Source organism: Conexibacter sp. W3-3-2 (assembly GCF_009707605.1).
GTDB lineage: Bacteria > Actinomycetota > Thermoleophilia > Solirubrobacterales > Solirubrobacteraceae > Paraconexibacter > Paraconexibacter algicola.
Map to the genome: position 1 here is coordinate 4303762 of NZ_WLYW01000001.1, position 21983 is coordinate 4325744.

Genomic DNA, 21983 nt, shown 5'->3' on the forward strand with positions numbered 1-21983 from the left:
CGCCGGTCATGCACGCACCGCTGCTGCTGCACCGCGACGCCGAGCTCGCGGCCCTCTCCGACGCCCTGCACCGCGCTCGACGCGGCAGCGGGGGCCTCGCCGTGGTCCGGGGCGAGCCCGGGGCGGGCAAGAGCGCGCTCGCGGCGGCCCTGGCGACCGCCGCCCGCGCCGCCGGCGTGGCCGTCGGGACCGGGCGCGCCACCGAGCTCGCCGCGCGCCGCCCCTTCGCGCCCGCGACGGCGGCGATCGGCGACGGCGCCCCCGACCTGCCTCGGCTCGCGGAGGCCCGGCGCGTGCTCGCGGCCGCCCCGCCCGGCGTCCTCGACGGCAGCGCCGACGGCGGCGACCGCGAGCTGTGGGTCGTGGACCAGCTCGGCGCCGCCGTCGAGGACCGCTGCGCCGGCGGCCCGCTGCTGCTCGTCCTCGACGACCTGCAGTGGGCGGACGCCTCCTCGCTGCGCGTGGTCGGACACCTCGCCGACGCCGCGCCGGGCCTGCCGCTGCTGCTCCTCGTGCTGACGCGACCGCCCGCGCACGACACGCCGGTCGCCCGCCTGCTGGCCGCCGGCCGCGCCCACGCGACCGTCGATCTGGCGCTCGAGCCGCTCCCGCCCCAGGGCGCGGTCGAGCTCACCGCCGCACTCACCGGCGGCGACCCCGGTCCGGCGCTCCGCGCCCACGTGGCCGGCTGCGGCGGCAACCCCCTCTACGTGCGGGAGCTCGTCGACGGGCTGCGCGCCGCCGGGCGGCTCGTCCGCGACGGCGACCGCGTCGAGCTCGCCGATGGCGACGGGCCGCTGCCCGCGACCCTCGCCGACCTCGTGCGCGCCCGGCTCGCCGCGCTCGACGGCGCGACCGTCCGCCTGCTCGAGCTCGCCGCGCTGCTGGGCACCCGGTTCTCCGCCGCGGACCTCGCGCTCCTGGCCGACCGGCCCGCCGCGCGGCTCTGGGAGGAGCTCGAGCCCGCGACCCGCGCCGGGCTGCTCACCGCCGAGGGCGAAGGGCTCGCGTTCCGCCACGACCTCGTCCGCGACGTCGTCGCCGACCAGCTCCCCGCCTCAGCGCGCGCCGCGCTGCACCTGGAGCTCGGCCGCGCGCTCGCCGCCGTCGGGGCGCCCGCGGGCCGCGTCGCCGAGCACCTCGCGCTCGGGGCCGAGCCCGGGGACCGCGAGGCGGTCGCCTGGCTGGCGCGCGCCGCCTCCGAAGCGGCCTTCGCCGGCCCGGACGTCGCCGTGGGCCTGCGCCGCACCGCCCTGCAGCTCGCGGCCCCCGGGGACCCCCTGCGGGGCCTGCTCACCGCGCAGCTCGCGTTTGACGTGATCGCCGCCGGTGACCGCGACGAGGGCGAGGCGCTCTGCCGCGCTGCGCTGGAGGAGGGCGTCCATCCCGACGGCGAGGGCGCACTGCGCCTCGGCCTGATGGAGTCGATGATGCTCCGCGGCCGGCTCCCCGAGGTGCTCGACCAGGCCCGCACCACCCTGGCGTCCCCGGGCGTCATGCCCGCCGACCGGGCGGTCGCGCTCTCCTGGCTGGCGATCGGCGCGATGTTCCTCGAGGGCGCCGACGTCGCCGACGCCGCGGCCGAGCGGGCCCGACGGGCCGCGGTGGAGAGTGGCGCGATCCCCGCCGAGATCAAGGCGCTGAACGTCCGCGGCCTGCTGGCCCGCCAGCGCGGCGACCTCGTCGCGCACGAGCGGTTCACCGCGGCCGCGGTCGCCGCGGGCGCCCGCGAGCCGACGCGGCCCGTGCTCGCGAGCCATCCGCACCTGCACCACGCGGTCGCGCTCGCCGACCTCGACCGCTTCGACGAGGCCCGCGCCCGGCTCGGGGAGGCGCACCGCGCCTACGAGCGGCTCGGCATGCGCGCCCCGGCGACTTTCCTGCACGTCTTCGGCGCCGCGGTGCTGCAGGCCGCCGGGGCCTGGGACGACGCGGTGACCGAGCACGTCGCCGCGATCGCGGCGGCGCGCGCGACCGGGGCCGGCTGGCAGCTGGACACGCTCGGTGCGCTCGCGGTCCTGCACGCCCGCCGCGACGAGCTGCCCGCGGCCCGCGAGCGCCTGGCCGAGATCGCGCGTCTGGAGGCGGCGGGCGCGGTCGCCCACGACGTCGCGGGTGCGACGCTCGCGCACGCGCTCGTGCTGGAGGCCTCCGGGAACGCAGACGCCGCGCTCGTGCTCCTCGACGCGCTGTGGGACGAGCTCGCCGCGGCGGAGCGCCCCGCGCTGCGCCGCCCGTTCGCGGTCGACCTCGTCCGCATGCTCGTCGCCCGGGGATCCACCAGCCGCGCCCTCGCGGTCGCCGAGGACGTCGCGTCGCTGGCGGCCGGGACCCCGCAGAGCGCGTCGCTGGCCGCGCTGGCGGACCACTGCGCCGCCCTGGCCCGCGGCGACGTCGACGGCCTGGTGGCCGCGGCGGCGCGCGCGAGCGCGGCCCCGCGGCCGTTCGAGGCGCTCGCCGCGTGCGCGGACGCCGTCGTCGCGCTGGCCGCGGCGGGACGCGCGGACGACGCCTCGCGGCTGGCCGACACGGGACTCGCCCACGCCGAGAGCCTCGGCGCCGCCCGTGAGGCGACCCGCATCGGCGGGGCGCTGCGCGCCGCCGGCCTGCGGCGCGGCGCGCGCGGGCCGCGGACACGGCCCGCCACCGGCTGGGAGTCGCTGACCACCGCCGAGCGGCGGGTCGCCGAGCTCGTCGCGGAGGGCCTGTCGAACCCGCAGATCGCCGACCGGCTCGTCGTCTCGCGCCGCACCGTGTCGACCCACGTCTCGAACATCCTGCGCAAGCTCGAGGTCGGCTCGCGCGTGCAGCTCGCCACGATCGCGGCCCGCCGCGACCGCCCCGCCTCCTGACCGCACCGAAAAGCGGACAGGGCGACGCCGGCCGCGTCCCCGACGGCCTGCGACGCCCCCTGGTCCGCGCCGACCCCCTGCCGGCACGGAAGCGTGTGCGCCGGGAGCCCGGACCACACGGGTGCTGACCCGCGATGGCGCCCGGGTCCCGCTGGACCACGCACTCCGGTGCGTCCGGGCACGCTCACCGGACGCCAAACTGGTCCACGGGACGCACCGAGGGGGGCCGGGCGCGTGCCGTGGAGCCGGGAGTATCGGGGCGGTCGCGCGGCGAGACATCGTACGGCTGACGTATCCGGCGGCCCCCCGGCCGCCCCGGGGCGTCAGCCGGTCGCGTCGAGGGTCTGCGGCACGGTCGTGAGCTCCCCCGAGGCGGAGGTCGCGGTGACGTTTAGGCCGACGCTCAGGCCCCGGCGGCCGGCGAGCGCGCGGCGGAGCCTCGCCGCCTGCGTGGCGCCCAGCGCGACCCGGCCGATCTGGGACTGCGCCGCGGTGAGCTCGAGCTTCAGCGGCGTGAGCGGCACCGACACGACCTTGCGGGCCTTCGCGCCCTTCTTCGTCGGTCGCGGCGCGGTCCGCTCGCGCACGGTGCCGGTGATCGCCACGGAGCAGACGGTGTCGCAGCGCAGCCGCAGCGGCAGGCTGCGGGTCCGCAGGATGCCGCTGGTCCGCAGCGCCGTGACCTGGAGGTCGGGGCCGGGGGGCGGGGGCAGCGTCGGCGCCTTCGGGGTCGGCGGGGTGCCGAGCGCCGGCAGCTGGCCGCACCCGGGCGGGGTGGCCGGGGCCGCGAGCGCGAACTGCTGGACGCGGTTGTTGCCGTTGTCGGTGACCGTCAGCAGGCCGTTGCAGTCGACGCTGACCCCGGTCGGGAAGATGAACTGCCCGGTGCCGGTCCCGCGCTCGCCGAGGGTCAGCAGCCGCTCGCCGTCCGGGCCGAACTGCTGGACGCGGTTGTTGCCGCGGTCGGCGACCCAGAGGTTGCCGGCCCCGTCGAGCGTCATCTGCGCGGGCGCGTTGAGCTTGCCGAGCTTGTTGCCGGTGCCGCCGAACTGCGCGGTCTCGGTCCCGGCCGCGTCGTAGACGGTGATCGCGTTGGCGCCGTTGGCGGCGTAGATGCGGTCCCCGGCGGGCGTCACGGCGACGCCGCGGACGGTGCCGGTCCCGGTGATCGCCCCGAGATAGGTGCCGCCGGTCGAGAACCGGGCCAGGCGGCGGTTGCCGGTGTCGGCGACGGTGATCGTGCCCTGCGCGTCGATCGCGAGCGCCGACGGGTCGAGCAGGCGGCCGGGACCGCTGCCCTGCGAGGCGATCGACCGCGACGGCTGCCCGGTCCCGCGCGGGAACACGAGGATCCGCGCCCGGCGCTGGTCGAGCACGTAGGCGTCGCCGGCGGCGTCGAACGCGACGGCGACCGGTCGCGGGAGCACGGTCGGTCCCGGGTTCGGGGAGCCCCAGCTCGTCACGACCCGACCGGTCGGGTCGAGGAACTCGACGCGGCCGTTGATGGCGTCCGTGACCGCGCGGAACCCGGCGGCGTCGGCCGCGACGCCCGACGGCTGGTTGAACTGGCCCGGCGCGCGGCCGCTGCGCCCGAAGCTCCGCAGCAGCCGCCCGCCGCGGTCGAACACGTCGATCCGGTCGTTGCCGGTGTTCGCGACGTAGACGTTCCCGGTGCCGTCGACCGCCAGGGCGCGGACGTAGGCAAGTCGCCCGGGCAGCGTGCCGAACGTGCCCCAGCGCGCGACGTAGCGGTAGTCCGGCGCGGTCCCGAACCGCACGATCCGGTGGTTGAGGTTGTCGGCGACGAACAGGCGTCCGGCGGTGTCGAGCGCGACGCCGTAGGGGAAGCTCAGCTGGCCGGGGCCGGCGCCCGAGCCGGCGCCGATCGTGGCGAGGAAGCGCCCGCCGGTGTCGTAGGCCTGGACCCGGTGGTTCTGGTCGTCGGCCACGAGCAGCCGGGTCTTGCGGACCGCGAGGCCCTTCGGGTAGGCGAGCTGGCCGGGCGGCACGATCTCGACGCCGTTGCCACCGTCGTAGGTGAAGCGCTGGACGCGGTCGTTGCCGCTGTCGGCGACGAACAGGTGCGTGGCGCTGGCCGCGAGCCCGCCGCCGGCGCCCGCGTCGTTGCCGCCGCCGCCGCCGAAGCGGAACTGGCCGACCGCGGTGCCGGAGCGGCCGAAGGAGGACAGCAGGCGGCCGTCGGGCGCGAAGCGGTCGATCCGGTTGCTGCCGTCGCCCACGAACAGCGTGCCGTCGGGGGCGGTGGCGAGCGCCCCGACCGCGGTCAGCTCGCCGGGCCGGGTGCCGGGGACGCCGATCTCGCGCTTGAACGTCCCGTCGGGGGCGAAGGCGTGGACGACGCGCGAGTGCTGGTCGCCGACGTAGACGGTGCCGTCGGGGGCGACGGCGATCGACTGCGGGAAGCGCAGCACGCCGCCGGAGCGCTGGCCGATCTCGGCGGCCGCGGTGTACGGGCACGGCGAGGCGCCCGGGCAGTCCGCGGCCCGGGCGCCCGGTGCCGCGACGGCGGGCGCCAGCAGGGCGGGGGCGGCGAGCAGCGCGAGCAGGCGCCGGCGTGACGGACGGGCGGACGGGCGGGGAGGCACGTCCTCCGCAACCCCACGGGGCCCGTCCGGTTGCGGCCCGCAACGTTCCGTGCAGCACCCGGAATCCGGAACAGCGACTGATGGTCGCGTTTTTCCAGGGACCGGTGCGGGTAGGCCACGTGCTGCCCGAGACCTCCGGTCCAGCGCCACTGGGCGGGCCGCCATGACGGCGACCCGTCGGCGGGCGGGAGGTCGGGTGGGCCCACCCCGGGCAGGCTCCCGGATCGGGTCTCGGCGGCGCGGTGACGCCGCCGAGACGGCCGATCCGTCAGGATCGGTGCATGTCCACTCCTGACGGCACCACCCGCAGCGTCCGCATCGGCGAGGACGAGCGGGGCGGATGGTCCTCGGACCGCCCGCGCCGGGACGGCAAGGCCCCCGAGGAGCGCGGACCCCAGGTCGCGGTCCGCTGCCGTGTGCTGCCCCCGTCGGACCGCCAGCGCTACACGCCCGGCAGCCTCGTCGTGGTCGTCACCGCCGGGGACCCGGCCGCGCTCGAGCGCTTCGCCGACGTCCGCATCGAGGAGAAGAACGCCGTCCTGTCGATGGCCCGCGTGCGCGAGCTCATCACCGGTCGCGTCGCCGACGACCAGCTCGAGGAGTCCGCCGCGAAGCTCCTCGACGCGGCCGTCGCCAAGCGCCTCGCCGCCGGCAACTCGACGGTCGTCCTGCTCGAGGACCTCACCCCGGAGTCGCGGCGACGATTCGTCGTGCCCGCCGCGAAGGTCCGCAAGCCCCGGCACCTGATCTTCGTCGACGTCCCGAAGGACCAGGTCGCCGAGGAGGACCGCGACACGGTCAACGCGCTGCGGCGCGCCGTCGACGGCGCCGACCTCGGCGAGGAGGGCTTCATGACCGTCCTGCGGCTCGGCGGCAGCGCGATCCACGAGCTCAACCGCATCGTCTTCCGCCCGCCGCCCAGCGACGACTGACCTGCCGCGATGGTCACGGTCCTCGGCGCCGGGGTCCTCGGCCTCAGCTGCGCCCGGGCCCTGACCGACGCCGGCCACGAGGTCCGGGTGCTGACCGACGGCGCCCCCACCGTGTCGGCGATCGCGGGCGGCCTGTGGCTCCCGTACGCGACCGGGACCGACGAGCGCGTCGCCGGCTGGGCGCTCGAGACGCTCGAGCGGCTCGTCGCCGACGGCCACCCGGTCGTCGACCACCTGCACCTCGAGCGCCGCGAGCCGTGGTGGGTCGACGTGCTGCCCGCGGACCACGTCCGGCCCGCGACCCGGTCGGAGCTGCCCGAGGGGCACGCGCGCGGCTGGGTCGCGCGGGTCCCCCTCGTGGAGATGCCCCGCCACCTCGCCGCGCTCGCCGACGGCCTGCGGATCGAGCGGGCGACCGTGACCGCGCTCGACGACCCGGTCCTCGGGGACGGCCCGGTCGTGCTCTGCACCGGCCTGGCGACCCGCCGGCTCGTCGACGACCCCGCGCTGCACGCGATCCGCGGCCAGGTCGTGCACCTCGACGCCCGCGGCCGCGACGTCCCGTGCGTCTGCGACGAGGACGCGCTCACCTACGTGCTGCCGCGCGCCGACGTCTGCGTCGTCGGCGGCACGCACGAGCCCGGCGACGAGGACGACCGCGTCCGGCCCGCGCAGACCCGCGACATCGTCGCGCGCGCGGTCGCGCTGGCGCCCGCCCTGGCCGGGGCGCCGGTGCTCGGCGCCCGCGCCGGGCTGCGGCCCGCGCGGCACGGCGGACCGCGCGTGGAGCGCGACGGACGGGTGGTGCACTGCTACGGCCACGGGGGCGGCGGACTGACGCTCTCGTGGGGGTGTGCGCGCACCGTCACCGATCTTCTGGTCTGACGACATCCGTCCGCCGTATGGCGCAGGGAAGTTCTGAATCGGGGCGAACCGGGAAGGTGCGTCCCACGTCCATCACGCATCAGGAGCACCATCAATGACCTCGGTTCCTCAGGCAGGGAGCGCCCGAACGCTGCTCGCACTCCTCGTGGGTGCGCTCTTCAGCGCCGTTCTGCTGACCCCGGCGCCCGCCGACGCCTTCACCTCGAGCCCGGTGTGGAAGTGCCGGGCCAGCGCCGTCTACGCCTCGGTCGCGGGCAACAACCGCGTCGAGCCGCTCGTCGCCAACGGCAACCCGTCCACGGCGAACAACAAGAGCCCCGACCGCGCCCAGTGCTCCAACGAGGAGGCCGGTGCCGACAACCTCGCCACCCCGCTCGGCATCCCGTCCACGGTCCTCGGCGCCCAGTCCGCGTCGGCGAAGACGACGATCGACCCGGAGCTCGGCCGCGCGATCGACCAGAAGGTCGACGCGACCGCGAAGGTCGAGAACCTCGGCCTGCCGCTCGGCACCGGCACGAACCTCCTCGGCGTCACCGCCGCGACGTCCACGACGACCGGGTCGTGCGCCAACGGCCAGCCGCAGCTGCAGGGCACGAGCCAGGTGCTCGGCCTCACCCTCGGCGGCCAGGCGATCTCGCTCGACGCGCTCCCCGCCGCGCTGCAGACGATCCTCGCGCCGCTGAGCGCGGTCGCCGACGTGAAGTTCAACGAGCAGGTCCGCGAGGGCTCGAGCCTCATCACCCGCGCGGCCCACATCAAGATCTTCCCGGCCGCCGGTGGCAGCCCGCTCGTCGACCTCGTGGTCGCCGAGACGAAGGTCGACGCCGAGCAGTTCACCTGCGACCCCGACAAGCAGATCCCCGGCTTCGACGGGAAGATCTGCCCGGACGGCTCGACCTTCGACGTGCTGCGCGGCGTCTGCGTCATCCCGGCGACGGGCCAGAGCCAGCTGATCATCGTCGGCCTGCCGTTCGCGGGCCCGAGCGGCGGCACCGTGCTGCCGCTCCCGGTCGCGATCCAGCGCTACGGCCGCCTCTTCTGCCTCACCGTCAAGGGCGGGGGCTACCGCGCCTACGCGGTGGTCGGCACCAACGGCCGCGACCGCATCACCGGCACCAACGGTCGTGACCGCATCCTCGGCCTCGGCGGCAACGACTCGCTCGACGGCGGCCGCGGCGCGGACTGCATCGACGGCGGCACCGGCGCGGACCGCGTGACCGGCGGCGTCGGCAGCGACCGGATCTACGGCCGCGACGGCAGCGACACCCTGACCGGCAACCTCGACAACGACCGCATCATCGGCGGCACGGGCAACGACAAGATCAACGGCGGCCCCGGCATCGACTACCTCGACGGCGGGACGGGCGCGGACACGATCGCGGCCGGCTACAACGCCGACCGCGTCATCGGTGGCCCGGGCAACGACGCGATCAACATCGCCCAGCAGGGTCCCGCGGCGCGCGCCAACTGCGGCACCGGCGTCGACAAGATCCGGCTCAACGGCAAGGAGCGCCGGCGGATCTTCAACTGCGAGATCCGCTACGAGCTGAAGGACAAGTAGTCCGACGCGAGGTACGCGCGCCAGCCGCCGAAGTCCGTGATGTCGCGGGCACCGGCGGCGGCGTGCGCCTCGCAGAGGAACCCGGCGACGGCGCGGCCGTCGTCCAGGACGACGGTCCCCAGTCCCAGCGGGGCGGGGATCGTCGTCAGCAGGGCGCCGACCCCCTCCAGCGAGATCCGCACGACCTCCAGCTCGATCCCGGGGCCGGTCGTGCCCGGCTCGCGGACGAGTCCCGGCCGCGCCGGCGGCCCGCCCGGCAGGGCGTAGAGCCGGTAGTCGGGGGCGGTCCGCGCCTCGCGCACGAACGTCGCGCCGAGCTCCTGCAGCTGCGGCTCGAGCGGCTGACCGCGCAGGTGCGCGCCCACGACCGCGAGCTCGACCGTCCCCGCCTGCGGCTCCGGTCCCGCGTCCGGGTGCTCCTCCCCGCACCAGGCCGCGCCGACCGCGGTCAGCACGTCCTCCGCGAAGGCGTCGGCGACGAGCGTCACGCCGAACGGCAGGCCGTCCCGGCCGAGGCCGGCGGGCACGCTCAGGGCGCAGCGGTCGAGCAGGTTGACGCCGTTGGTCCAGCGGCCGAGCCGCCGGTTGACGGTGACCGGCTCGAGCGCGACCTCGGCAGGCGTCGGCACGGTCGGGGCGGTCGGCAGCAGCAGCACGTCGACGTCGGCGGTCGCCGCGTCGGCGGCGATCCGCAGCTCCGCGAGCCGGTGCACGGCGGCGAACACGTCGGTGCCGCTGCGCTGCGCGCCCGCGCGCACGACCGCGGCGACGACCGGGTCGAGGCCCGCGACGCCGCGCTCGACGGGCTCCCGCAGGGCCAGCCAGCGCTCGGCCAGCCACGGACCCTCGTACAGCAGGGCGGCGGCCTCGAGGAACGGGGTGAGGTCGACCTCGACGAGCGGTGCCGCGCTGAGCCGGCCGGCGTGGGCGACCGCGTCGTGCCAGGCGTCGTGCAGGCGCGGGTCGAGCTCCTCGAGGACCTGCCGGGCGACGGGGACGCCGAGCCGCGGGCCGGCGGCCCTGGCGCCCGGGCGCCGCGCCCGTGCGCCCGCGCTGCGCCGCGACCACGGGTCGGCGGGGTCGTGCCCGGCGACGACGTCGAGGACGGCTCGCGCGTCGCCGACCGTCCGCGCGAACACCGACACGCAGTCCAGCGACCGCGAGGCGGGGACCACGCCGCGGGTGGGGACGAGCCCCCGGGTGGGCTTCAGCCCGACGATGCCGTTGAACGCGGCGGGCACCCGGCCGCTGCCCGCGGTGTCGGTGCCCAGCGCGAACGGCACGGTGCCGTCGGCGACCGCCACGGCCGAGCCCGAGCTGGACCCGCCGGAGACGAAGCGGTCGTCCAGCGCGCTGCGCGGCGCGCCGTACGGGCTGCGGGTGCCGACGAGGCCGGTGGCGAACTGGTCGAGGTTCGTCTTGCCGACGAGGACCGCGCCGGCGTCGAGCAGGCGCTGCACCGCCGGGGCGGTCGCGGTCGCGGTGTAGGCGAACCCCGGGCAGCCCGCGGTGGTGACGAGGCCCGCCACGTCGAGGTTGTCCTTCACGGCGAACGGGACGCCCGCCAGCGGCAGCGTCGGGTCGACCGCGGCCGCGCGCGCGAGCGCCTCGGCGCGCGGCACGACGGAGATCCACGCCGGGCCGGGCCCGCCGTCGGCCTCGAGGCGGTCGAGCGCCGCGGCGACGGCGGCCTGCGGGTCGGTCGGGCGCACCCGGATCACGCCGCGGCCGGCGGGAGGGCGGCCAGCAGCATCTCGCTGTCGGCGACCGCGCCGAAGACCCCGCCCTGCATCGTCACCATCTTCAGGGCGGCCGTGTGGTTGCCCGGGTCGGTGGCCCCGGTGCAGTCGGAGAGGATCAGGCACTCGTAGCCGAGGTCGTTGCCCTCGCGCATCGTCGTGCTGACGCAGACGTCGGTGGTGATGCCGGTGAAGACGAGGCTGTGGACGCCCTTGGAGCGCAGCACGAGGTCCAGCGAGGTCTGGCAGAACGCGCCCTTGCCGGGCTTGTCGATCACGACCTCGCCGTCGATCGGGGCGAGCTCGTCGATGATCTCCCAGCCCGGTTCGCCGCGGACGAGGATCCGCCCGCACGGCCCGGCCTGCCCGATGCCGGCCCCGATGCGCTGGGAGCGCCAGAGCTTGTTCGGCGGGCAGTCCGACAGGTCCGGGGCGTGCCCCTCGCGGGTGTGGACGACCGGGGCGCCGTGCGCGCGCCAGGCGGCGAGCACCCGCTGGGTCGCGGCGATCCCGGCCCGGGTGAGGCCGATGTCGTAGCCCATCGTGTCGACGTAGCCGCCCGGCCCGCAGAAGTCCTGCTGCCAGTCGATGAGGATCAGCGCGGTGTGGGCCATGTCGATGCAGCCCGTGTAGGGCCACGGGTACGGGTCGGCGGCGGCGACGAGTCCGGGGGTGGAGGTGACGGGCGTGGCGCTCATGCGGTGCTCCTCGGGGTCGAGGTCGGTGTGGGGGCGGGCTGGGCCGCGCGGGCGACCGCGGCGGCGAAGGTGGCGGGGGCGTCGAGCTGGGCGAGGTGCCCGCAGTCGGGCAGGACCTCGACGGGGGCGTCGAGCAGGTGCCCGAGACGGCGGGCGATGTCGTGGCGCAGCGGCGGGCTGCGGTCGCCGACGGTGCAGACGACCGGTGCGGCGAGCAGCGTGCGGCCGAGCGGCGGCTCCCAGGCGAGGAAGGCCGGGGCGTCACGCTCCACGAGCGCCGCGCGGGCGCTGACCGCGGCGCGCCGCTCCTCGTCGAGCGCCTCCCAGGTCGTCGCGCCGGCGAGGGCCCGGACGAGGCCGAGGCCGCCGCCGTCCTGCAGCGCGCCGCGGACGAGACGCCGCAGGTCGGGGGAGAGGGTGCCGACGGCCGGCTCGTGGACGACCGCGCGGGCGACCCGCCCCGGGGCCAGGAGCGCGGCGGCCAGCGCGACGGTGGCGCCGCCACTGGTCCCGGCCACGACCGCCCGGTCGACGCCGTGCGCGTCGAGCAGCTCGACGAGGTCGTCGACGTGCTCCCCGACGGTGGCGGCGGGCACGGCGGCGGCGCGCGCGCCGTAGCCGCGTCGCTCGAGTACGAGCACGCGCTCGACGCCCGCCGCCGGACCCAGGAAGGCGGCGACGGGCGCGAGCGTGTCCGGCCCGAAGCCGACGCCGTGGACGAGGACCACGGCGTCGGTCGGGAGGCTGCGGGCGTCGCTCACGCGGGCGCCGGGGCCTCCGCCGCCCCGCCGGGCGGGGTGAACCGCGCGGGCGCGGACGGTCGGGTGGGCTCGGCGCCGCCCTCGAACACCGCGTCGGCGGTGTCGAGCGGGTCGGCGGGGTCGTGCTCGCGCACCGGCGCCCGCAGGGCGTGGGCGGCGAGGCAGACGATCGCGCCGAGCCCGTAGCCGAGGGCGACGCGCGGCTCGGAGGTGAACCAGACGACCTCCTCGCCGTGGATCAGCCCGACGAGCGTGAGGACGCCGCCGACCGCGAACGCGATGGCGGCCAGGAGGAAGGTGCGGTCGATGAGGAAGACCGCGATCGCCCCGAGCACCATGCCGGAGAGCACCGCGCCCTGGCCGAGCGTCTGCAGGCCGTCGTAGATGACCCCGGCGTTGCCGAGCGCCTCGGCCCCGACCTCGCTCGCGCTGGTGCCGGCGGCGCCGAGCGCGTTGTCCACGAGCCCGTAGCCCCAGGCCGCGATGTTCGGGATCATCGCGAGCACGATCGCGGGGTAGTGCGCCTTCGGCACCGCGGTGAACGCCTGCGCGCCGATCACGAGGCCGATGAACAGGAGCACGGGGACGATCGCCGGGATCGGCAGCAGCGCCGACAGCAGCGGGAACATGCCGAGCGTGCAGAGCAGGAAGATCAGCGCGCCGGTGGCCAGCGAGTAGGAGATCCGGCCGCCGGCCTCCTTCCAGCCGGGCTGGCCGATGTACACGGCGGGCGGGAACGGGCAGCCCATCGCGGAGCCGACGACCGCGCCGGTGCCGTCGGCGAGCAGCACGTGCCGGAGGTTGTAGTCGTCCCCGGCGGAGGCGGCGCTCTCGACGTTGCTCATCGCCTCGGAGAAGTTGTAGATCCCCAACGGGATGGCGGTGGCCAGCAGTGGGCTGATGCCCTCGAGGCCGTCGAGGAGCTTGTCGAGCTCGAAGCCCGGGAGGCCGATCGCGATGTCCTTGGCGGCCTGCTCGACGTCGGGGGCGGACATGTAGCCGCCGATCCAGGCGATCGAGGTGCCGAACAGCAGGGCGACGAGCCCGACCGGGACGTTGCCCGGGAGCTTCACTCCGGCGATGAAGCCGATGATGATGATCGCCAGGACGGGCAGCGCGATCCACGCGGCCTCCCACATCTGCGCGGCGGGCCGCATCGAGATGAAGGTCAGCGAGATGCCGGCGAGCATGCCGAGCATGGCGGCCCGGGGGTGAAGCGGCGGATCGCGGGCCCGACGAACGCGCCGATGAGGATGATCACGCCGATGATGAACGCCCAGGCGATGCCCGCGGACCACGCCTGGATCGGATCCTTCGTCTGGATCGCGATCGGCAGCATGATCACGAGCGTCACGATGAACATGTGCGGGACGCTCGGGCCGTAGGGCATCGCGGTGACGTCGGTGCGGCCCTCCTTCTGGGCCAGGCGTCGGGCGAGCGTGAAGTAGAAGACGTTGCCGAGCAGCAGCTGGATGCCGAGCGCGGGGAGGATGACGCCGGTGACGTCGCCGGCGGGGATGCCGACGACCGCGATGGCGAGCCCGGTGAGCACCAGGACGTTCACCAGCATGTTGATGAAGAAGCCGAAGAAGGCGTTGAGGTCGCCGCGGGTCCACAGCGGGACGGCGACGGGGGCGGCGGGGGCGGACACGGGCCTCACGCTCCGGCCGCGGCGGTCGCGGGGACGAGGCCGTCGAGGAACGCGCCGGACGGCGCGACCCAGCCGAAGATGCCGCCCTGTGCGGCGATCATCTTCAGGCCGACCTCGTGGAACTCGGGGAAGTAGCTGCCGCAGCAGTCCTCCAGCACGAGGCACTCGAAGCCGCGGTCGTTGGCCTCGCGCACGGTGGTGTGGACGCAGACCTCGGTGGTGACGCCGGTGACGACGAGGCTGCGGATGCCCGCGTTGCGCAGGATCGCCTCGAGGTCGGTGGCGTAGAAAGCGCCCTTGCCGGGCTTGTCGAGCACGATCTCGTCGCCGACGGGGGCGAGCTCGTCGACGATGTCGTGGCCCTCCTCGCCGCGGACGAGGATGCGCCCGCGCGGGCCGGGGTCGCCGATGCGGGTGTCGCCGCCGCCGCGGACGAGCTTGGCCGGCGGGCAGTCGCTGAGGTCGGGCCGGTGTCCCTCGCGGGTGTGGATGACGAGCATCCCCGCCGCCCGGCACGCCGCGAGCGTGGCGCTCAGCGGGGCGACGACGCGCTGCAGCTGCGAGACGTCGTTGCCGAGCATCTCGCCGAAGCCCCCGGGCTCGAGGAAGTCGCGCTGCATGTCGATGACGACCAGCGCCGTGGTGGCGGGGTCGTGCGTGAAGGCGTAGGGCGTCGCCGGTACTGCTCTGGGCCCGGACGGGTACGGCATGGAACCTCCGCAGGAGAAGCCGAGTAGAAGGGTTGTACGCAACGTGGTCGACTATCTGCGCCGACGGACGACAGCTTGCGGGCCGGGGAGCCTGCGCGCATTGGACCGGCGGGAGAAAGCGAAGGGGGTTCCGGATGGACCATCTGGCCGTCGGGGCTCGGTCAGCTCGGCACGTCCGGGTAGGCGGGGGCGATCCGCTGCGCCAGCGACCAGGCGGGGCCATGGGCCCGGACGCGGTCGCGCAGGTGCGCGAACGCCCCCAGGAAGCGCAGGCTCGGCGCGATCTGGAAGTCGGCCGCGTTGGGCGTCTCGCCGCCGAGCACGCCGTCCTGCACGAGCGCGTCGACGCGGTGCAGGAGCGCGTCGAGCCCGGCCTCGTCGGCGGCCCGCTGCGCCCGGTCGGCGCCCGCCATGCGCGCGAACAGCAGGACCGTCGGGGTCAGCACCGCGCCGCTCACGCGCGGCGCCGGGAACGGCGTCGCCTCGCGCGCGAACCACTGCCGCAGCGCCAGAGAGTCCGCCATGCAGCGGCGGATCATCCGCCGCGGCACGGGCTGCAGGACCTGCTCGCCCCACAGCTCGGCCTCCTCGACCGCCGCGCGCGCGGCCGGGGCGTCCGGGTAGAGCGGCGCGCCGCCCGGCACCTCGCGGTCCAGGTGCGTCGAGATCGCCAGCGAGCCCTGCACGCGCCGGCCGTCGGCGAACCGCACGGCCGGCACCGTGGTGGGCCGGAAGCCGTGCGCGGCGAGCATCGCCGGGTGCAGGCCGGCGACCAGCTCGCGCTCGCGGACCGCGACGCCCTTGTGGGCGAGCATCAGCCGGGCGCTGATCACCGGATGGGACATCGGGATGCCGTAGAGCGTCGCGTGCACGGGGAGCGGGCGACGGCGGGGGATGCGGCGGGCGTGGGCCCGGGGTCCCGCCGAGCCCCGCAAGCGTACGCGCTGGGACCGGGGCGCGCAGCGGCTGGCGCGCTAGCCTCGGCCGGGTGCCGCTCGTCGCGCAGCACCGCTTCGTCGCGATCCTCCGCGCCCGCGGCTGGCGCGCACCGCTGATCGGCACCTGGACCCCGGACGGGCGCGGCGTCGCGCGCGGCCCGGCGGGCGCGACGTGCGCGTACGGGGCGCCGCCCGACAGCGACGACCGCAACGAGAAGGGCACCTGGAGCAGCGTCTGGGTCGCCGCGCCGGCGCTCCAGCACGCGGACGTCGCGATGGCGGTCGAGGTCGCCGGGCTCGGCGACGACGTCCTCGACGGCCCGCTCGGGCCGCAGGGCCGCTACCGCCGGCGGGGCCTCGAGATCCTCCTGCGCCGCGTCGGCCTCGAAGGCCGCGCGCAGGTCGCGGACCGCCACCTGCTCGTCGCGGGGTACCGCGTCCACCTGGGGTCCGGCGCGGTCCGCGCGCCCGACGGTCGCCTGCGCCCACGGGACGCGGATCTCGCCCCGCTGGCGGTGACCGACGATCCCGGACTGGGACGGATCCTGGCGCAGGCGGTCCGGCTCGCCGACGCGGACGTCTGACCGATCCGTCTGCGTCCCGCTGTCGCGGCTTCGTATGCTTCGGCCGCATTGCCCAGGAAACCCGCACAGACCGAGCGCGTGTACCTCGAGCTCCGCGAGCTGCTCATCCGTGGCGAGATGCCGCTGGGGGCCCGGCTCGTCGAGCAGCAGCTCGCCGAGCGGTTCGAGACGAGCCGCACCCCGATCCGCGAGGCGCTCAAGCGCCTGGAGGGCGACGGGCATCTCGCCCGCGACGACGCCGGTGGCCTGCGCCCGCGGCTGCCGAGCGTCCGCTCGATGCGCGAGCTCTACGACGTGCGGATCGTGCTCGAGGACCTCGTCATCCGCGCCGCCACCACCGGCGGCGATCGCGGCATCCTCGAGGCGCTCGAGCAGGACTGGCGCACGCTGGCGGCCGAGTTCCGCGGCAAAGCGGCGGGACCGGAGTTCGTGACCCGCGACGAGGACTTCCACCTGCGGGTCGCGGCGGCCAGCGGCAACCAGGTCGCCGCGGGCATGCTCAAGGACCTCAACGAGCGGATCCGCGTCCTGCGCGTCCACGACTTCACGCGGCAGGACCGCACCGAGGCGACGATCGCCGAGCATCTGGAGATCGTCGGTGCGGCGCTCGCCGGGGACCAGGACGCCGCCGCGAGCTTCATGCGCTCGCACGTGCAGCGCAGCGCCGGCGTGGTGCGCGAGCAGATCGGGGAGATCCTCACGAAGATGGTCGACGGCGGCGCGGCGGACTGAGCCGCGCCGACGGGCCGTCGGGAGACCGGGCGCTCAGCGGCAGACCGCGTAGACGACGCCCTCGGAGGTCGCGCCCCGCGCGGGCGTGCTGAGGACCCACACGGCCTGCTTGCCGACGTAGGAGGACGTGCCGGTCGCCTGGAACCCGGCCTGGCCGGTGGTGACGAAGGAGCGCAGGCGCTTGGAGCCGACGCAGGTGAAGCGCAGCGCGGCGCCGGCGGTGGTGGTGCCCTTCGTGATGACGACGCGGCGGCCGACCAGCTCGTAGCCGGCGGGGATCGGCTTGCCGCGGCGCAGGGCCTTGACGCCGGGGACGTCGGCAGGGGAGGTGTCTCCTGCGGTGAGGGTCTGCACGCCGTTGACGGCGACGGTGGTGGTCGTGCCGGCGGCGATCGCCCCGGCGCCGGAGGCGACGAGGACGGTGGCGGCGGCGGTGGTGAGGAGGGTGCGGGTGCGGGGCATGGGCGGACCTTCGCGCACCACGTGTCGCACGTGGGCACACCTGGGTGGACGGTTCCCACACCCGCCTGCGATCCCGACTGAACGGTCGCGTTCGCACGAGTCCGCGAATCGTGGTTTGATGCCGCCCATGGGATTCCCCGGGAGAGGCCGCGCAGGGCTGCGCGCACCGCTGCTCGCGCTCGTCGCGCTCGCCGTCGCCGGTCCGGCGGCCGGCTCCGCCGGTGCCGCCGTCGACCAGACGCCGGCCTACGAGCTCGTCCACGGCTGCTACGCCCTGCAGGCCAAGGGGGGCGGCTTCCTCGCCCAGAACGGCTCGACCTGGCGCGCCTCCGCGAAGGACGCGGCGTCCGCCGAGCCGCTGCGAATGCAGGCGACCGCGCTCGGGCGCTACCTCCTCTACGGAAAGGACCGGGACTTCCTCGCCGTCGCGGGCCGCGGGACGACCACGACGACGACCCCCGGGCCGGCCGCCGACTGGCGGGTCGTGGCGCAGGAGGGCGGCGGCTTCCGGCTCGCCACGCTCGACGGCACGAAGGGCCTCGTCGCCCCCGGCGACGGCGCGCTCGCCCTCGCCGACGGCGCGGACTCGGGCACGCCGTTCCTCGCCGTGCGCCGCGACGGCTGCGCGGTCTTCCCCGAGATCGAGACCGGCGTCACCGGCGAGCCGTCCCGCGGCAGCGCCCCACAGGCCGAGACCCGCGGGCTGATCGACGAGCACCTGCACCACATGGCCTTCCAGTTCCTCGGCGGCTCGGTCCACTGCGGCGCGCCCTGGAGCCCGTACGGCGTCACCGTCGCGCTGCCGGACTGCAGCAAGGAGCCGCTCGCCAACGCCGAGACCGGGCTCGCCGGCACCGTGCTCGGCGGCGACCCGCTCGCCGACCCGGTCGGCTGGCCGACCTTCAAGAGCTGGCCCGCCCACGACATGCTCGCCCACGAGGGCACCTACTGGAAGTGGATGGAGCGGGCCTGGCGGGCGGGCCTGCGCCACACCACCGTGCTGCTGGTCGAGAACGCCTTCCTCTGCAACGTGCTGCCGGTGAAGAAGTACGGCTGCAACGAGATGGACACCGTCAAGCGCCAGTACGACACCTTCCACGACTACGTCGACTACATCGACGCGCAGTTCGGCGGGCCCGGCAAGGGCTTCATGCGGATCGTCACCGATCCGTTCGAGGCCCGCGAGGCGATCAACGACGGCAAGCTCGCCGTGACGCTCGGCATCGAGGTCTCCAAGCTCTTCGACTGCGGCGTCTACAACGGCCAGCCCTCCTGCGACAACGGCTGGGTCGACAAGCAGCTCGACTACTGGTGGGACCGCGGCATCCGCCAGATGGAGATCGTCAACAAGTTCGACAACGGCTTCACCGGCGTCGCCGGGGACTCCGGCGAGGTCGGGCTCGCGATCAACGCCGCCAACCGGATCGAGACCGGCTCGTTCTGGGACATGAAGCCCTGCGCCGACGGGCACAACCACGACCGCGAGCAGATCGGCGTCCCCGGCACCGGCCGCGGCGAGCTGCTCGGCAGCCTCCTCGGGGCGATCGTGCCGCCCGGCCAGGTGCCGATCTACGACCCGGGCCCGATGTGCAACCAGGCCGGCCTCAGCCCGGTCGGCGCGTACCTCGTGCGCCGCATGGCGGAGAAGGGCATGATCTTCGACCCCGACCACATGAGCGTCGTCGCCCGCGACCAGGCGCTGACGATCATGGAGGCGCTCGACTACCCGGGCGTCATGTCGAGCCACAGCTGGAGCGACCCGTCGGCGCTGCCGCGGATCCTGAAGCTCGGCGGCTACGTCACGCCCTACGCGGGGAACACCACCTCGTTCGTGCGCCAGTGGCGCGAGACCAAGCGGGTCCGCAGCGACCGCTACCGCTTCGGCTTCGGCTTCGGCTCGGACATCAACGGGTTCGGCGCGCAGGGCGGACCGCGCGTGGGCGCGGCGACCGACAGCCCGGTGACGTACCCGTTCACGAGCTTCGACGGCAAGCAGCGCATCGAGCGGCAGGTCAGCGGCGAGCGCGTCTACGACATCAACCGCGACGGCCTCGCCCACTACGGCCTCTACCCCGACTGGCTCGAGGACCTGCGTCAGCTCGCCGGCCAGGAGATCATCGACGACATGGCCCGCGGCACCGAGACGCTGCTGCTCACGTGGGAGCGGGCGGTCGGGGTCCCCGCCGACGGCACGCGGCCCAAGGGCGCGACGTTCTCGCGCCGCGGCCTCGGCGCGGTGCGCCTGCACGACCGCTGGACCGACCTGCTGCGCCGCGGCGGCCAGCCGGACGCGCGCACCGGCCGCGTCTTCAGCTACCGCGTCGCGGGGGCGAAGAACCGCCGGGCCCGCGTCCGCGCGCTGTTCACCTCCCGCGGCCGCGTCGGCCTGGTCGCGTCGACCGCGGCCGGCCACACCGCCGGCGGCCTCGGGGTCGGGGACCGGGCGACCCGCCTGCAGGGACGCACCGAGGCGTTCGGCGCGAACGTCCGCGCCCGGCGCCTGCCCGGCGGCGGTCGGATCCTCTACGGGATCCGCGACGGGCGCGTCCGCTTCACCGCGGTGGCGGCCGCGTCGGTCGCCCGCACCCCGGCGCAGGCGGCGCGCGCCCTCAGGCAGGCGGGGCTGCGCTAGCGAGCTCCTGCAGCAGCAGCGCCTGCGCGAGCGTCGCGCGCTCGAGGTCCCCGAGGTCGACGGACTCGTTGGCCGCGTGGATCCGGGCGCCGTCGTCGCAGGCGCCCCAGAGGACGATGTCGGCGTCCGGCAGCGTCTTGGCGAGCGTCACGCACAGCGGGATCGCGCCGCCGCTGCCGACCGCCACCGCCTCCTTGCCGTAGGCGCCGTGCAGCGCGCGGCGGGCGGCCCGGGCGCCCGGGCCGTCCGCGGCGAGGACCGCGCCGCGGGCGATCTCCCCGGGGACGCAGGGAGACCTGCACGCCCCACGGGGCGTGCTCCATCAGGTGCGCCATCACCGTCCGCTGGGCGGCGGCCGGGTCCGTCTCGGTCGGGGCGAGCCGCACGCTCACGCGCGCGCGGGCCACGGGAACGATCGCGTTGGTCGCGCCCTCCATCGCGGGAGCGTCGATCCCGATCGCGGTGATCGACGGGCGCGTGTACAGCCGCGCGGCGATCGAGTCGGTCCCGACGAGGTCGACGCCCTCGAGCACCCGCGCGCCCTCGCGCAGGACCTCCTCCTCCACGGGCCGGCCGTCCCACGGGCCGCCGGCGAGCCCGACGACCGCGACGTCGCCGTGCTCGTCGTGCAGCGAGGCGAGCACGCGCGAGAGCGCGATCAGCGCGTCGGGGACCGCCCCGCCGTAGAGGCCGGAGTGGACCGGGCCCTCGAGCGTGCGCACCTCGACGTCGATCTGGCAGATGCCGCGCAGGGTCGTCGTCAGCGTCGGCTCGCCGACCTTCCAGTTGCCGCCGTCGGCGACCACGACGACGTCGGCCGCGAACCGCTCGGGGTGGGCGGCGACGTAGTCCATGAACGAGCCGCCGCCGGTCTCCTCCTCGCCCTCGATCACGACCTTCACGGTCACCGGGGGCGTGCCGCCGAACGCGCGCAGCGTCCCGGCGTGCAGCGCGACCCCGCACTTGTCGTCGGCGGTGCCGCGACCGTAGAGGCGGCCGTCACGCTCGGTCGGCTCGAACGGCGGCGAGTCCCAGGCGGCCTCGTCCCCCGCGGGCTGGATGTCGTAGTGGGCGTAGAGCAGCACGGTCGGGGCGCCCGGAGGACCGTCGACCTGGGCCCAGACCGCCGGCGGTGCACCCGGGATCTCCAGGAGCTCGGCCGGTGCGCCCGCGTCGCGGAGGATCTCCAGCGTGGCCTGCGCGGCCTCGTGCACGGGCGCGGCGGGAAAGCCGGGGAAGGCGACGGACGGGATCCGGACGAGCCGCTCGAGATCGGCCCGCACGATCGGCATCAGCTCGGCGACGACGGCGGCGAGGTCGGACATGCCCCGAGGCTACCGACGGTGCCCGGCCGCTCGAGGGCGACCCGACGCGCCAACTGTTCGACAGGGTGTCAAGTCGAGGCGGCGCGAGCGGTACCGTGCCAGGCATGGAGCTTCACCACATCCGTCGCGGCGCCGGCGCGCCGCTCGTCCTCGTCCACGGGATCGGCGGGACCTGGCGGTCGTGGTCCCCGGTCCTGGACGCCCTCGCCGCCGAGCGCGAGGTCGTCGCCGTCGACCTGCCCGGCTTCGGCGAGACCCCTGCGGCCCACGACGGCGGCAGCATCGCGTCGCTGGCCGACGCCCTCACCGGCTTCCTCGAGGCGCAGGGCCTGCGCGACGCCGCGCTCGTCGGCAGCTCGATGGGCGCCCGGCTCGTCATGGAGCTCGCGCGCCGCGGCGTGGGCGGCGACGTCGTCGCGCTCGACCCGGGCGGGTTCTGGACGCCCGGGCAGAAGCGCGTCTTCGGCGGCACGCTCAAGGCGTCGATCCGGCTCGTGCGCCTGTTGCAGCCCGTCGCCCCGGCGCTCAGCGCGACCCCGGTCACCCGCGCCGCGCTGCTGGCCCAGCTGTCCCGCCGTCCGTGGGCGCTCCCGCGCGAGCTCGTGCTCCAGGAGCTGCGCAGCCTCGCCGACGGCCCCGCGTTCGACGCGGTCCTTCACCAGCTCCTGCACGGTCCCGCGCAGGAGGGGGCGCCGGCCGGCAGCCTGCCCGGGCGGATGACGATCGGCTGGGGCCGCAACGACCTCGTCACGCTCCCCAGCCAGGTCGCGCGCGCCCAGGAGCTCTTCCCGGACGCCACGGTCCACTGGTTCGAGCGCTGCGGGCACTTCCCGCACTGGGACCAGCCGCGGGAGACCGTGGAGGTCGTCCTGGCCGCCACCGCCTGACGGCGCCCGGCGGCGGGGCGGTCCCGCG

The 21983-nt window shown here is 76.0% G+C and carries 16 protein-coding genes and 1 pseudogene; 8 read left to right on the forward strand and 9 right to left on the reverse strand.

Going from position 1 to position 21983, the window contains the following annotated elements:
* Positions 1-8 precede the first annotated feature (8 nt).
* Positions 9-2852: an AAA family ATPase gene (locus tag GKE82_RS20670; protein ID WP_154734613.1), complete on the forward strand. Its 2844-nt coding sequence runs from the start codon at positions 9-11 to the stop codon at positions 2850-2852.
* A 323-nt stretch (positions 2853-3175) separates the two neighbouring features.
* Here GKE82_RS20670 and GKE82_RS20675 read toward each other — a convergent pair whose 3' ends face one another.
* Positions 3176-5458, reverse strand: coding sequence for a 6-bladed beta-propeller (locus GKE82_RS20675; protein ID WP_154734614.1), 2283 nt, complete (start codon positions 5456-5458; stop codon positions 3176-3178).
* A gap of 281 nt (positions 5459-5739) precedes the next feature.
* On the opposite strand from GKE82_RS20675, the gene GKE82_RS20680 reads away from it, so the two are divergent.
* From GKE82_RS20680 to GKE82_RS20690, 3 genes are all read left to right on the forward strand, one after another.
* Complete coding sequence (locus GKE82_RS20680) at positions 5740-6390, forward strand: hypothetical protein (RefSeq protein WP_107568999.1); 651 nt, start codon at positions 5740-5742, stop codon at positions 6388-6390.
* Positions 6391-6399: 9 nt separating this feature from the next.
* Positions 6400-7275 (forward strand): FAD-dependent oxidoreductase, encoded by an 876-nt coding sequence (locus GKE82_RS20685; RefSeq protein ID WP_154734615.1) that lies wholly within the window; start codon positions 6400-6402, stop codon positions 7273-7275.
* A 94-nt stretch (positions 7276-7369) separates the two neighbouring features.
* Complete coding sequence (locus GKE82_RS20690) at positions 7370-8836, forward strand: calcium-binding protein (RefSeq protein ID WP_154734616.1); 1467 nt, start codon at positions 7370-7372, stop codon at positions 8834-8836.
* Here GKE82_RS20690 and atzF read toward each other — a convergent pair.
* The 6 genes and pseudogenes from atzF to GKE82_RS20720 form a co-directional block, all read right to left on the reverse strand.
* Entirely contained in the window at positions 8815-10548 is a 1734-nt protein-coding gene (atzF, locus tag GKE82_RS20695) for an allophanate hydrolase (protein WP_309233732.1), read from the reverse strand. The genes GKE82_RS20690 and atzF overlap by 22 nt on opposite strands.
* 5 nt (positions 10549-10553) lie before the next feature.
* Positions 10554-11273 carry a cysteine hydrolase family protein gene (locus tag GKE82_RS20700; protein WP_107569003.1) on the reverse strand — a complete coding sequence of 240 codons (720 nt, stop codon included), beginning with the start codon at positions 11271-11273 and terminating at the stop codon, positions 10554-10556.
* Complete coding sequence (locus tag GKE82_RS27360) at positions 11270-12034, reverse strand: alpha/beta fold hydrolase (RefSeq protein WP_196189360.1); 765 nt, start codon at positions 12032-12034, stop codon at positions 11270-11272. The genes GKE82_RS20700 and GKE82_RS27360 overlap by 4 nt, the downstream gene beginning before the upstream one ends.
* Positions 12031-13694 (reverse strand): annotated as a pseudogene (locus GKE82_RS27365) (regulator). Before GKE82_RS27365 ends, GKE82_RS27360 begins: the two are co-directional and overlap by 4 nt.
* Positions 13691-14395, reverse strand: coding sequence for a cysteine hydrolase family protein (locus GKE82_RS20715; RefSeq protein ID WP_107569004.1), 705 nt, complete (start codon positions 14393-14395; stop codon positions 13691-13693). The pseudogene GKE82_RS27365 and the gene GKE82_RS20715 overlap by 4 nt, the downstream one beginning before the upstream one ends.
* Positions 14396-14556: 161 nt before the next feature.
* Entirely contained in the window at positions 14557-15267 is a 711-nt protein-coding gene (locus GKE82_RS20720; protein ID WP_107569005.1) for a glutathione S-transferase N-terminal domain-containing protein, read from the reverse strand.
* Positions 15268-15383: 116 nt separating this feature from the next.
* On the opposite strand from GKE82_RS20720, the gene GKE82_RS20725 reads away from it, so the two are divergent.
* Together GKE82_RS20725 and GKE82_RS20730 are read left to right on the forward strand one after the other, a co-directional pair.
* A complete protein-coding gene (locus GKE82_RS20725; protein ID WP_107569006.1) occupies positions 15384-15917 on the forward strand; it encodes a hypothetical protein in 534 nt (177 codons plus the stop codon).
* 48 nt (positions 15918-15965) lie between these two features.
* Positions 15966-16649, forward strand: coding sequence for a GntR family transcriptional regulator (locus tag GKE82_RS20730; protein WP_107569007.1), 684 nt, complete (start codon positions 15966-15968; stop codon positions 16647-16649).
* Positions 16650-16682: 33 nt separating this feature from the next.
* On the opposite strand, the gene GKE82_RS20735 is transcribed toward GKE82_RS20730, so the two are convergent.
* Positions 16683-17111, reverse strand: coding sequence for a hypothetical protein (locus GKE82_RS20735; protein WP_107569008.1), 429 nt, complete (start codon positions 17109-17111; stop codon positions 16683-16685).
* A gap of 127 nt (positions 17112-17238) precedes the next feature.
* Between GKE82_RS20735 and GKE82_RS20740 the strand changes: the two genes are divergently transcribed.
* Positions 17239-19743 carry a hypothetical protein gene (locus GKE82_RS20740; protein WP_154734618.1) on the forward strand — a complete coding sequence of 835 codons (2505 nt, stop codon included), beginning with the start codon at positions 17239-17241 and terminating at the stop codon, positions 19741-19743.
* Here GKE82_RS20740 and GKE82_RS20745 read toward each other — a convergent pair.
* Positions 19740-21068 (reverse strand): M20/M25/M40 family metallo-hydrolase, encoded by a 1329-nt coding sequence (locus tag GKE82_RS20745; RefSeq protein WP_230316242.1) that lies wholly within the window; start codon positions 21066-21068, stop codon positions 19740-19742. The genes GKE82_RS20740 and GKE82_RS20745 overlap by 4 nt on opposite strands.
* 104 nt (positions 21069-21172) lie before the next feature.
* Between GKE82_RS20745 and GKE82_RS20750 the strand changes: the two genes are divergently transcribed.
* Positions 21173-21955 (forward strand): alpha/beta fold hydrolase, encoded by a 783-nt coding sequence (locus GKE82_RS20750; protein WP_154734619.1) that lies wholly within the window; start codon positions 21173-21175, stop codon positions 21953-21955.
* Positions 21956-21983: the final 28 nt, after the last annotated feature.

Bases quoted from the DNA above. Each gene is read 5' to 3' on its own strand.
- GKE82_RS20740 (WP_154734618.1), top strand. From the start codon at position 17,239: ATGGGATTCCCCGGGAGAGGCCGCGCAGGGCTGCGCGCACCGCTGCTC.
- GKE82_RS20680 (WP_107568999.1), top strand. From the start codon at position 5,740: ATGTCCACTCCTGACGGCACCACCCGCAGCGTCCGCATCGGCGAGGAC.
- GKE82_RS20690 (WP_154734616.1), top strand. From the start codon at position 7,370: ATGACCTCGGTTCCTCAGGCAGGGAGCGCCCGAACGCTGCTCGCACTC.
- GKE82_RS20685 (WP_154734615.1), top strand. From the start codon at position 6,400: ATGGTCACGGTCCTCGGCGCCGGGGTCCTCGGCCTCAGCTGCGCCCGG.
- GKE82_RS20715 (WP_107569004.1), bottom strand. From the start codon at position 14,395: ATGCCGTACCCGTCCGGGCCCAGAGCAGTACCGGCGACGCCCTACGCC.
- GKE82_RS20745 (WP_230316242.1), bottom strand. From the start codon at position 21,068: ATGTCCGACCTCGCCGCCGTCGTCGCCGAGCTGATGCCGATCGTGCGG.
- GKE82_RS20670 (WP_154734613.1), top strand. From the start codon at position 9: ATGCACGCACCGCTGCTGCTGCACCGCGACGCCGAGCTCGCGGCCCTC.
- GKE82_RS20700 (WP_107569003.1), bottom strand. From the start codon at position 11,273: ATGAGCGCCACGCCCGTCACCTCCACCCCCGGACTCGTCGCCGCCGCC.
- GKE82_RS20750 (WP_154734619.1), top strand. From the start codon at position 21,173: ATGGAGCTTCACCACATCCGTCGCGGCGCCGGCGCGCCGCTCGTCCTC.
- GKE82_RS20735 (WP_107569008.1), bottom strand. From the start codon at position 17,111: ATGCCCCGCACCCGCACCCTCCTCACCACCGCCGCCGCCACCGTCCTC.